General features: G+C 38.3%; 8 protein-coding genes. All 8 read right to left on the bottom strand.

Features of this window, described 5'->3' with window-relative positions; genetic code table 11:
* Positions 1 to 44: 44 nt before the first annotated feature.
* The 8 genes from recD2 to RHP64_RS03395 all read right to left on the bottom strand — a co-directional run bounded on the left by recD2 (position 45) and on the right by RHP64_RS03395 (position 12,144).
* Positions 45 to 2,432 (bottom strand): SF1B family DNA helicase RecD2, encoded by a 2,388-nt coding sequence (gene recD2, locus RHP64_RS03430; protein WP_025267909.1) that lies wholly within the window; start codon positions 2,430 to 2,432, stop codon positions 45 to 47.
* Entirely contained in the window at positions 2,432 to 3,085 is a 654-nt protein-coding gene (locus tag RHP64_RS03425; RefSeq protein WP_014324483.1) for a histidine phosphatase family protein, read from the bottom strand. The genes recD2 and RHP64_RS03425 overlap by 1 nt, the downstream gene beginning before the upstream one ends.
* A 44-nt stretch (positions 3,086 to 3,129) precedes the next feature.
* The gene (locus RHP64_RS03420; protein ID WP_010289985.1) at positions 3,130 to 3,474 is read right to left on the bottom strand and encodes a DUF1831 domain-containing protein; all 345 of its coding nucleotides are present in this window, start codon (positions 3,472 to 3,474) and stop codon (positions 3,130 to 3,132) included.
* A 150-nt stretch (positions 3,475 to 3,624) separates the two neighbouring features.
* Positions 3,625 to 4,740, bottom strand: a complete 1,116-nt coding sequence (locus tag RHP64_RS03415; RefSeq protein ID WP_014324482.1) for a BMP family lipoprotein — start codon at positions 4,738 to 4,740, stop codon at positions 3,625 to 3,627.
* Between the two features lie 156 nt (positions 4,741 to 4,896).
* Positions 4,897 to 6,309: an RsmF rRNA methyltransferase first C-terminal domain-containing protein gene (locus RHP64_RS03410; RefSeq protein WP_038534118.1), complete on the bottom strand. Its 1,413-nt coding sequence runs from the start codon at positions 6,307 to 6,309 to the stop codon at positions 4,897 to 4,899.
* A complete protein-coding gene (rbsK, locus tag RHP64_RS03405) occupies positions 6,309 to 7,220 on the bottom strand; it encodes a ribokinase (protein WP_025267907.1) in 912 nt (303 codons plus the stop codon). The genes RHP64_RS03410 and rbsK overlap by 1 nt, the downstream gene beginning before the upstream one ends.
* A gap of 129 nt (positions 7,221 to 7,349) precedes the next feature.
* Positions 7,350 to 7,757, bottom strand: a complete 408-nt coding sequence (locus RHP64_RS03400) for a phosphate-starvation-inducible protein PsiE (RefSeq protein ID WP_011679488.1) — start codon at positions 7,755 to 7,757, stop codon at positions 7,350 to 7,352.
* A gap of 73 nt (positions 7,758 to 7,830) precedes the next feature.
* Positions 7,831 to 12,144 carry a PolC-type DNA polymerase III gene (locus RHP64_RS03395; protein ID WP_025267906.1) on the bottom strand — a complete coding sequence of 1,438 codons (4,314 nt, stop codon included), beginning with the start codon at positions 12,142 to 12,144 and terminating at the stop codon, positions 7,831 to 7,833.
* Between the last annotated feature and the right edge of the window lie 39 nt (positions 12,145 to 12,183).

Genomic DNA, 12,183 nt, shown 5'->3' with positions numbered 1-12,183 from the left:
TCTCCATTCATTATTATATTATACATTATACTATATGAAAACGATTACATGAAATCATATGGGGTAATATTTTCCATTCCGATCATCGGATTAACCGCACTACTAATAACCATTGTTGTTGTCAAATGAGGTGTTTTTTCAGGGATAGTTTCCGATTCATCTGAACTATCGTGCTCATTAACTTCAGTTTTGCTGTGACTCAACCTTTGTTGCAGGAATGTGAATCTTTTCGGCACCAGTGTGCGTGAAGCACGTTCAAATGCGGTGTATTCTCCCACAAGAATCAAAGCCTCTTTGGCTCTGGTAATTCCTGTATACAATAAATTTCGATTAAGCATTAAACCAAAATGATTTGTCAAAACCATAATAACCAATTGAAACTCGTTACCTTGTGCTTTATGGACGGTCGTAGCGTACGCTAATGACAGTTGATTCAAATTTTTTTTGGGATAAGCCAATTCTTTACCATCAAAATCAATGATGAGGCGATCTTCATTATCATCATTGCCAATGTCAGACTTGTACTGGACAGCAATTATTTTGCCCATATCTCCGTTATAAACGTCTCGCTCGCTGTCATTTTCTAGCTGTAAGACCTTATCACCCTTTCGGAAAATTGTCATTCCAAACTGCAAACTTTTTTGATTTGATTTAAGCGGGTTGAACAATTTTTGAGCCATTTGATTTAAGGCAATTACACCGGCAGATGTTTTGTACATTGGGGTTAATATTTGTAAATCGTCTTGCGTGTAACCTTTTTTAATCGCCAATGCAACCACTTGTTCAATTGCTTGCGAAGCTTGCTCTGAATTTACCATAAAACTCGAACGATCTGGTTGATTCTCTAAGAAATCTGCTGGTAACTCACCGTTTTTAATATGCGTTGCAAGTTCAGTAATACTGCTCCCACGGCCTTGTCGATAGATAACTTCTAATTCAATATGAGTGATATCTCCGCTACTCACTAAATCCTCTAATACATTGCCTGGTCCAACCGACGGTAGTTGATCGCTATCTCCGACGATAATTACCTTCATCCCATTTGGAACCGCTGCTAGCAATTTTGAAGTTAATTCAATGTCTAGCATCGACGCTTCATCTATTATTAGTAGACCGCCTGCGATAGGATTATCCGCATTAAACTCTGGCTCATCCAAATCAGCAATACCCAGTAGCCGATGGATTGTCGAAGCATCATAACCCGTTACCTCGGTCATCCGCTTTGCTGCACGTCCTGTTGGTGAAGCCATTCTGACCTGATAATTTTTGAGAAAATCTTTAGTATTGTCTGCAAACTTTGCACGATTTTGAATCATTTTCTTCCAAGTGGCGACCATTGTGCGGATAATTGTCGTTTTTCCAGTTCCTGGTCCACCTGTTAACAAGAAAATTTGTGATTTCAACCCAGTTTTAACCGCCTCAACTTGTGTCTGATCGAGCGTCATTTGTCCAGGCGTCACAAATGATTCATTAATATCATTTGCTGTTATATTCAATGGAGAACTTGTATTTAATAATCGTTTTAAGTTAATAGCCGTTTCTTTTTCAGCAATGTACAACCTTTTCGCATAATAACGGCCATCATCGTTAACCAAAATATTGCTTTCAATTAAGCTCTGGATGGCCTTTTGAATTTGATTCGACATTTCGGTATTGTTTTGATGCAACATTTGCTCGACCGACAATAATAGTTGATCGTGTGATAAAAACATATGACCATATTGAAACGTCACATTCATAATTGTTGCGTAAACAGCGGCTTGCATACGCCGTTCATCGAATTTATCTACACCAACCTTATGACCAATATCATCGGCTTTTTTAAAACTAATGCCATCAAATTCAAATACTAAACGGTAAGGATCTTGCGTTAAAATGTCTTGTGCCTCGTTACCGTATTGATCATATAAACGTCCGGCAATGTCCGCACCAATACCAAATTGATTGCCAATTTGGAACAAGCGTTCTAGACCTAAGTTAAGTCGCAACGTACGCGCCAGTTTTCGAGCTGTTTCTGCTTTTACAATACCGTCAAGAATTTTTGCATCATCTAGAATTAGATTGACAGCATTCAATCCCAAATGATTAACAATTTTTTCAGCCGTTTTTTTACCAATTCCAGTAAATTGGCCACTAGCAAAATACTTAATCAACCCGTTTTCATCGGGAGGCAGTTCATTTTCGTAATGATCGACTTTAAATTGCTGTCCGTACTTTGGATGTCGAACCAATTGGCCATAAAATCCGTATACACTTCCTTCTTGGACGTCAGCAAATGTTCCAGTGGCAATCATTTCTGGCTCTTGCCAATCTTCTAAAGTTGATTCTTCAATATGTACCGACAAAATTTTAAAATAGGATTCTGTCGATGAAAAAATAACGTTTTGTAACGTGCCAGTTATTTTATCTAATTGTTTTTCCGGGTATGCCATCAAATTGTTGTCGAATCATCCTGTTTCTTATTCAGATAACTGGTATTATTCCAGTCCTCTATCACAAAATTCTCACCATCAGTAGTTGATAAAATAGTCGTTGATGTATTAGTCAAGCCCCCCCGCTCACGAATGCTCATACGGGGTTGCTTTAGTAAGCCATTTATTCCAAAAGACAGTTCCATACCATGAGAAACAATTAAAATATTGCTTTCTGGGAAATTATTAGCGGTTGCTTTAATAAAACGAACAAACCGGGCTTCAGCTTTTGTATATCCCTCGCCACCAAATTCTTTACCTTCAAATTTATCTAAATCATTGCGGTAGTTGTCAAAGCTTGATGCATACTGTTCTTTTACATTAGCAACTAGTTCACCTTCCCATGCGCCCAAACCAACTTCAGCTAGATTTGACCGCAAAGATAAAGCAGGTTTATATTTTAGTTGTTTAGCGATGTTAATCGCAGTAATACGTGCCCTACGTATTGGCGAAGCATAAATGTGGTCAAACTTGATTTTACTCAAGAACTTGCCCACTTTTTTCATATCATTGTAACTCGAAGGTAACAATTCAGAATCACCATGCCCACCTTGAAAACGGCGCTCAAGATTCCATTCAGTTTGCCCATGTCGTACAAAATAAAATTTTGTCATAATTAATTACTTAGGCCTCCTGCATTAACCACTTCAAAAGAAATTTATTCATTTATTTCTTCCAGAACGCCTCGTTCAATTAACTCATTCACGAAAAAATAATAAAGTTTCACCAACTCAGCAGCATTATTGTTTTTGAAAATATCAACTCGGACAACATCTCCAGCAGAAACTGTACTCATTTTAAATCCAGTCAGTTCTTGATTGATTGAGACTTTCAATTGAATAGCATTATCGAGCGCTTTTTCTGGTTCTAAAGCACGGTGTAATATATGTACACCAGCTTTATTTGTAATAAAGCCAAGATCTCCAAGTGTATATTTTTTAATATTATTACTAAGTTTATATGTTTTATCGCCAGGTATCGTTACAGTTTTGTCAAAAGCCATGTCTTATTTTCTCCCTGATTTGTCTAATTAATATTATAACAAGTATTTCGGTCAAATGCTTTGCTACCAATAAACTTCTTGAACGAATATAGTACCAAATAGCAACAGCTAAGTACAAAAAAAGCTATTCAAATGAATAGCTTCTAGTATTTAAAAGTTTTGGTTAAATTGTGAACCCTTAGGATGATTTGGTACTGTAATTTTACCATTGATAATTGACTTTTCTGCCTTTTTAACTGCGGCCTTTTGAGACTTAGTCAATTCAGACTTTGTTAAATAAACACCATGATCGTCCAAGCCATAAGCGATTGTTTTACCACCAGGGAACTTCTTGTCTTTATTATATTTATCAGCAATGTTTTTCACACCATCGCCAACTGAAGTAATTGAAGAGGCCATCGTCGATGTGACCTTTTTCCCATCCTTTGATGTATATGATCCGTCAGATTTTTGATCACGGTCAACACCAATAATGTACAAACGATCTTTTGAGTCTGCATCTAACTTTGTATTTTCAGCCTTAGCTTCAGCAAATGCGCCATTACCGACAAATCCTGCGGCTGCAAAAATTGTGCGAATACCAGAAGCATACATAGCAGCCGCAATAGTCTTCCCCTTGGCAGAATCAGAGAAAGAATCTGCATATTGTTTTTGAACTGTCAATGATGAATCCGTTGCTTTCACGCCCGCTTCAAATCCTGCATCAAAAGCGTCAATGATGTTTCCATGGATACCACCAATAAATCCTACTGTTTTTTCACCATTTTCTTTTGCTTTGGTTGCTGCAGCTACACCAGCTAAGTAAGAAGATTGTTCCGAACGGAACATCACACTTGCTACATTCTTACGGTTTTTGACAATATCATCAACTAGCACAAACTTCTGTTTTGGATTAAGTTTTGCTGATTTGCTGATTGATTGGTTTAACGAGTAACCAATACCGTAGACAATGTCATATTTTTTACTTTTTGTAGCCAAATTAAAATTCTGATTTAAATCTGACTGACTTTTTGTATTAAAATATGTAACTGCTGCATTTTGTCCAGCCTTTAAATTGTTTTCCTTGGCATAAGATTTTGCGCCTTCCCATGCTGATTGATTAAAGGAATGATCATCAACACCACCAACATCTAAGACCAATCCTAAAGTAGCACTTTTATTTGCATTTTTTGAGCTAGATGAGTTGTGACTGGTAGCTGCATAAATGCCACCTGCAATCACAGCAGCAGCTGCTAAACCAGTAAAAATTTTTGTTGACCTATTCATGATAATTTCTCCCATTTCACCTTGTTTTCAAGTAAATAATCTTGTTTAGTGTAGCAATTTCTCAGATACTAACATTAATACATTTTACGTGACCGCGAAGAAAAAACAAGGCCATTTTCAGTCCTTGTTTTTTTAAAAAAAATGTCCCGACACACTTTATTTTTTAACAACAAATCGCAATCCTTTTGGAAAAAAGTTCTTAATTTGTCCGTTAACGTAGCGTCCCCATCCAGCACCATTGCCATTAGCAGTCATTAATACCCAACCTTTGTCTAGGTCCAGCCTTGTCTGAATGACATCTCCGTGGACAAATTGTGCCCACTCCTCAGGATTCATTTCATACGACTGTTTAACTTCATCAGGGTTTAAAGCCAGAGCTAACGCATGTGCTGGCTCGAACCTTTTTTTCTTAAACAGACCTAATTCAAGGCCAAGACGTAATATTTTCATACTTGAAATATCTGGTGTACCAATTGGTGCCATATACAAGTGGTCACCAAACAAAACATATTCATTCGCTTTTTGATCAAATGTAATCAGTGCTTCCTCAAAAAAATTAGATAAGATTTCACGTTGTTGTTTATCTAATGGTTTGTTCTTAAGCGGTTTGACAACAGATACATCATCGTAATCACCATTAGCCTTAACAAGCTTCGCCACAAAATGTCCTTCCCCTTCCAGCTTATGTGGCCACAATCTTGCAGCTTTTTTCATCACATCTTTTGTCGTCGTCGCACTGTGCTCAGTTGTTCCATTGACAAAAGCTTCGTCTATCCATTCAGGACGTGCATCACTAAGATTAGCGCCATCCGGCTTTTCAATCGAAACCAAACTAAATTCAGGATACGCCGCCATGAGCCAATTGATTATTTGCTCATCCTCTTCTGGAGCAAATGTACAAGTCGAGTAAACTATCTGCCCTCCCGGACGAAGCATTTTAACAGCTTCTGTGAGGATTTCACGCTGCCTCATGGCGTTCTCTGCTGGATAATGTTCGTGCCAATAGGCTATCGCACCAGGATCTTTACGAAACATCCCCTCACCAGAACAAGGGGCGTCTAATAAAATTTTATCAAAAAAAGCAGGTAATTTTGAACTCAGCTCAGCTGGTGTATGTGAACTGACAATCGCATTTTTAATACCCATACGCTCAATGTTTTCACTCAAAATTTTAGCGCGGTTTAAAAATATTTCGTTAGACCATAATAGCCCTTTTTGTCCCATGAATGCTGCTAGATGGGTTGATTTTCCACCTGGCGCAGCGGCTAAATCTAAAACGCGTTCGCCAGGATTTGGCCGAACAACCTCACCCACAAATTGCGCTGACGGTTCTTGGGAGTAAACCACACCAGTAACGTGATCTACTGAATGCCCGTTGACAGCTCCAAAATGTCCCCATTTACCATAGGGAAGATTACCATGATCTTCTGTATCACTGATGACAGGATGTGACTTTAACGGATTCACACGATACGCTTTTTGAACCGGTTCATCAAAACTCAATAAAAAATCTTCATACTCATCACCGAGGATCCGATTGTATTTATTTTTAAAGTCTTCAGGCAACATCAATAGTTATCAACCTCTTTATCTGTAGGAATTGAAGGAATAGCACCTGGACGTGTTACAGCGATTGCACTAGCAATGTTGGCCCGCTGCACAGCATCATCTAAATTACTAAAATCAGGTGCTATGACGCTGGCTAATGTACCAATAAAAGTGTCACCTGCCGCGGTAGTATCTTGTGCGTCTACCTTTTCAGGTTGTACCCACCATCTTTTTTGACCATCAGCGATAAATGATCCCGCTTCTCCTAATGTGATAATACTCCGTTGGACTCCCTTCGCTTGTAGGGCATCGCTAACTCGGTTTAAAACACCCTCGTCATTAATAACATTGATGCCCGTCAGTAATTGCGCTTCTGTTTCATTGGGCAGCACAATATCAGTGACAGCCATTAATTCTGGAGTAAGTTCATACACAGCCGGAGCTGGATTTAGGATTGTTTGCACATTATTTTTTTTAGCAATTTTAAATGCCGCCAAAATAACTTCGAACGGCACTTCAAATTGTGCGATTAGCACATCAGCTTGCGCAATTAACGCTTTATTTATGTCCTCAATCGTTAAGGCTTGGTTTGCCCCACCATGAATCAATATTGTGTTTGCACCACTCTCTTGCAACATAATGTATGCTGATCCAGTTGGCACATCACTATTTGTTGACACTGCGTCCACATTGACACCATTGGTGAGTAATGTTGCTCTCATAAACTGTCCATTTGCATCATTCCCAACAGCACCGATAAATGAAACATTTGCTCCTTGTCGTGATGCGGCAACTGCCTGATTAGCCCCTTTACCACCTGGTGCTGTTGTTACTTCAGTAAGTGCCATCGTTTCACCAACCAGTGGCATACGTGGCATTTTCATAATATTATCGACATTCAAGCTGCCGAGTACGACAATGTTTTTAGTCATGTTCCCGTCCAATTTTGATAAAATTTCTTTTATTATCATACCATGAAATGGTTGTTTAATAGCATAGATGATTCATATTATTTTATAGGCACAAAATAAAAAACTAATTATTAAACTAATAATTAGTTTTTAAGATCTGTATTTAGGCCGGAAATAGCGATAAATAGCTTGCGCTGAAATCAATAAAAATATTGCAGCTGCCAGCATTAAGGTCTTATAAGTTTGATCGTGATATACCAGCATAGCACGAACTATCGCTGTCACACCAATATACAAGAAGTTATCAGTAGAAATATGAGCATCTTTGACAAAATACTCTCTGCCTATCCCCAAAAATTCAAAAAACAAAAATACAATTAAGATTTGTTCAGCTAATTCAGTGAAATGTCCTGAGATATTCTTGATCGATAGCATCTGTGCTAAATTCCAGATTTCACGTATTAAAAATCCAAATATTACGATACCAATCAAAATCATCATAATGTTCAAGACATATTCATAATATCCAGCGACTTTTTGATGCCATTCATGTTTCATTTTTTTCTCCCTTTAATACGAACAGATAGATGAACAACAACTGCATATCTGTATTAAAAGTTTAACATAATAATTAAAAATCGAACAAGCTTAACTGATTTTCATCTGGTAATCCATCTAAAACAGAATGCAATGTCATAAACTCAATAATTGTTTGTGAAACCTTACCACGTTTCTTTAAATCTTCTTTGCTGATAAATGGTTTTTCGGTCCGTGCAGCTACAATTTGCTTAGCAACGTTATCACCCAAGCCTGGCAAAGAAACGAAAGGTGGAATCAAGGTGTCCCCATCAATCACCCACTCAAGCGCCTCAGACTTGTTTAAATCAACCATAGCGAAAGTAATGTTACGCTCCAAGGCTTCATTGGCCATTTCTAAAACAGTCAATAAGTTTTTATCCCCAACTGTTGCATCATTTCCAAGTGACTTCAACTTCTGAATAGCAGCTTTGGTGGCATCTTTCCCCCGACTCATTGCTACGATATCAAATGCATCAGCACGTACAGAAAAGTAAGTTGCATAATAGATTGTTGGAAAATAAACCTTAAAGTACGCAATCCTCAATGCCATTAACACATAGGCAGCAGCATGCGCCCGTGGGAACATATACTTGATTTTAAGCATTGATTGGATATACCATTCTGGAATTTTTTCTTCACGTAGCTGTTTCTGATATTCTTCTGTTATTCCTTTCCCTTTACGGACCTTTTCCATAATATTAAAAGCATCTGCAGCAGGAACACCCCAATTAATCAAATCAGTCATGATTTTATCACGTGTTCCAATTACTGTTCCAATGGTGGCTGTTCCATTTTCAATTAATTCATTAGCATTGCCTAACCAAACATCAGTTCCATGCGATAGACCAGAAATTTGTAATAATTCTGAATATGTGTGCGGTTGTGTTTCTGCCAACATTCCTCGCACAAAGTTTGTACCAAACTCTGGTAATCCTAGTGTGCCAGTATTGGAAAAAATCTGTTCCGGCGTAACACCCAAAGCTTCAGTTGAGGTAAATAAGCTTAATACGCCTGGGTCATTTGCAGGTATTGACTGTGGATCAATACCAGACATATCTTTTAATGTACGCACCATTGTGGGATCATCGTGACCCAATATATCCATCTTGAGCAAATTATCGTGGATTGAATGATAATCCATGTGCGTAGTTTGCCAAAGGGACTTTTGATCATCCGCAGGATACTGAATCGGAGTAAAATCGTAGACCTCATATTCACGCGGCACAATTAAAATACCACCCGGATGTTGTCCAGTAGTACGTTTCACACCCGTCATCCCCTGCGCTAAACGCTCTATTTCAGCACCACGGTAATGTTGGTCATGTTCGCGCTCATAAGCTTTAACATAGCCGAAAGCTGTTTTTTCAGCAACGGTCGCAATGGTTCCAGCGCGGTATACATTATGTTCGCCAAACAAAACTTTCATATAATTATGAGCAATTGGTTGATAATCACCAGAAAAATTCAAATCAATATCAGGCACTTTATTTCCTGTGAAGCCCATGAAAGTTTCAAAAGGAATGTTTTGTCCATCCCCAATTAAAAATTCACCTGGATGATTTGGGTCTTCTTTTTCAGGCAAATCATAACCAGATTCATATTCTTTCGGATCAACCAATTCAAAGTAGTCTCCATGTGCAGAACGATAGTGAGGCGGTAATGGATTTACTTCTGTGATTCCAGACATTGTAGCTACAAAAGAGGAGCCAACTGATCCACGTGAACCGACTAAATAGCCGTCCTTAACTGACTTAGCAACTAATCTTTGCGCAATGATATAGTGCGGCGCAAAACCGTTTCCAATAATCGCTTTCAATTCTTGATCAATACGGGCCTGTATTTCTTTGGGTATTGGCTCACCATACCATTGTTTAGCTGTTCGATAAGTTCTCTCAGTTAATTCATCACCAGCGCCAGGAATATTTGGTGGATAAGATCCGCTTTTCAAAGGTTCAATATCTTCAAGCATATTAGCAACTAAATGTGTATTATCAATGACCAACTTTTTTGCTAAATCAGCGCCCATAAAAGCATAATCGTCAAGTAATTCCTGGGTTGTCTTGAAATTCAAATCTGGTAAAGCTGTGCGATTTTGTGGATTACCGGGCTGTGTAGCGATTAAAATATTGCGATATATTTTGTCTTCTGGGTTTGTATACTTTACATCTTCAGTAACTACAACAGGCTTTTTAAGTTTATCTCCAATAGCCACCATATCTTTCAAAATACTCTGCAACTTTTCTTCCGTTGCAATTAACCCTGACTCAATCATCGGTTGATAATTTGCCGTTGGTTGTATTTCGATAAAGTCGTAATACGCTGCTTTTTTCTCTGCTTCCTGAATACCCTTTTCAATCAAAGAAATAATCACATCACCGCTGGTATCACCCGTTCCTACAAGTAGCCCCTCGCGATACTGTTCCAATATAGAACGCGGAATACGTGGTACCCGAGCAAAAAACTCAATGTTAGATCGAGACACTAATTTGTATAAATTTTTCAAACCTGTTGCATTTTGAACTAGCAAAGTGGCATGCACGGGACGCCCGTGCTTCCAAGCGTCTCCTTCAGTCATGCGATCATTCAACTCATTATGTCGGTTCAAATTATAACGTTCGTGTGCTTCCTTAATTAATCGCCAAGCGATATGTCCAGTGGTTTCTGCATCAAAAATAGCGCGATGCGCTTGTTCCAAATTAATATTGAAACGCTTGGCGATTGTGCCTAATCTATAAGACTTATAATCAGGGTATAACCAGCGTGTAAATGGTAACGTATCAATAATAGCATTCGTGATAATGGGTTGATTATAGCGAGTATAGGCAGCATTCATAAAGCCAACATCAAATGTAACATTATGCCCAACCAAGACGGCATTTCCAGACCATTCACGAAAACGTTTAATAATATTTTCTTCGGTATCTGAATTGGCAACCATAGCATCGGTAATAGAAGTTAACTTGGTGGTGAACTCAGAAAGTGGGAATCCAGGATTAATGTACTCTGAGAACTTCTCAATTACGTTACCCAACTGCATTTTAACCGCTGATAACTCAATAATACGATCTGTCACTGCCGATAAACCAGTTGTTTCAAGATCAAAAGCTACAAAAATAGTGTCTTTATTCAATAACTCGGTTTGATCTAAATTAAAGCCAATAGGCTCACCATCCTCAACCAAGTTAGCTTCCATGCCATAAATCATTTTCAAACCATTTTTTGCACCAGCAGCTGATGCCTCAGGGAATCCCTGAACATTACCAGTATCAGTAACAGCCAAGGCAGTTTGCCCCCAGCTTTTTGCTAATTTCGCAACGCCTGAAAAATCAGTAACTGCATCCATCGCTGACATATTAGTGTGTGCATGCAATTCAATATGTTTTTCTTCACCTTGATAAACTTCTTGTCGATTAGCATGATCTACAACCTGCAAATCATATATGTTCATCACCAATTCACGTGCGTATTGATCTTCTTGAATATTTCCACTTAATCGCACCCACAAACCAGACTTTAAACCGTCAAAAACAGCTTCGTCATTCTCATTGTTTGAAAATTTCTTAGCAGAAATCGAGCTTGAATAATCTGTCAATTTGAGTGTTAGTAGTTTCCGTCCAGAACGTAGCTCTCTTATTTCTTCCGCAAAAATATATCCTTCTATAACGACACGATTTTCTTCACCATCGATACTATCTAAACGTGTAATTTCAGCATCAGCAGGTATCTTACGCCCTAAAGCTAATGCAACACCTTCGCTAGAAACTTTAGGCTTTGATTGTTCATTGGCAACAATTGCTTTCTGCAAATCTTCACGCGCTCTAGCATGATGTTGTGCCACATTTTCTTGAATTTCTTGCTCAAGTTGTTCATCCAATTTTGGAGTCAACTTAATTTTTGGTAATCCAAAAGAATGATAAACTGTCGCAATTGAATCGATAACCTCAGCAGTCAGTGCGCGATACAAAATTGATGCGCCGACTGCAACACCAAAGTGGTTCGTTTCAATTGTCTTTAGTATTGTGTTGCTAGCAAGTTGCTGCGTTGTCGCATGGTTAAGACTTGATTCTTGTAGCGCTAGATGCCAATAAGAGTTGACAACTTCTTCGTTAACTTGCTGCACTGGCGTGGTGATCTTAAGTTGAACCACTGCTATATTAGTGAACGCAGTTCGTAAATACTGCTGAAATTGCATGTATACATTTACCGGCAGTATCTGTTCAATTTCGACATGAAAAAGCCACATTTTTTGACTAACTGAAACATCAACTTGAGACAAACAACCGTCATCAAAATAATGATGAATTTCTTCTGGCAGTTGAATATGCGTAAGTAAGTGCTGTAATTGTTCTTGTTGCGTTAACTTCATTTTATCCTCTACTTGAGTAAAAAAGCCGATAAAATATCG

This window comes from Leuconostoc sp. XM4, assembly GCF_055698815.1.
This window is presented reverse-complemented; position numbering and strand designations above follow the sequence as displayed.

Bases quoted from the DNA above. Each gene is read 5' to 3' on its own strand.
- recD2 (WP_025267909.1), bottom strand. From the start codon at position 2,432: ATGGCATACCCGGAAAAACAATTAGATAAAATAACTGGCACGTTACAA.
- RHP64_RS03425 (WP_014324483.1), bottom strand. From the start codon at position 3,085: ATGACAAAATTTTATTTTGTACGACATGGGCAAACTGAATGGAATCTT.
- RHP64_RS03420 (WP_010289985.1), bottom strand. From the start codon at position 3,474: ATGGCTTTTGACAAAACTGTAACGATACCTGGCGATAAAACATATAAA.
- RHP64_RS03415 (WP_014324482.1), bottom strand. From the start codon at position 4,740: ATGAATAGGTCAACAAAAATTTTTACTGGTTTAGCAGCTGCTGCTGTG.
- RHP64_RS03410 (WP_038534118.1), bottom strand. From the start codon at position 6,309: ATGTTGCCTGAAGACTTTAAAAATAAATACAATCGGATCCTCGGTGAT.
- rbsK (WP_025267907.1), bottom strand. From the start codon at position 7,220: ATGACTAAAAACATTGTCGTACTCGGCAGCTTGAATGTCGATAATATT.
- RHP64_RS03400 (WP_011679488.1), bottom strand. From the start codon at position 7,757: ATGAAACATGAATGGCATCAAAAAGTCGCTGGATATTATGAATATGTC.
- RHP64_RS03395 (WP_025267906.1), bottom strand. From the start codon at position 12,144: ATGAAGTTAACGCAACAAGAACAATTACAGCACTTACTTACGCATATT.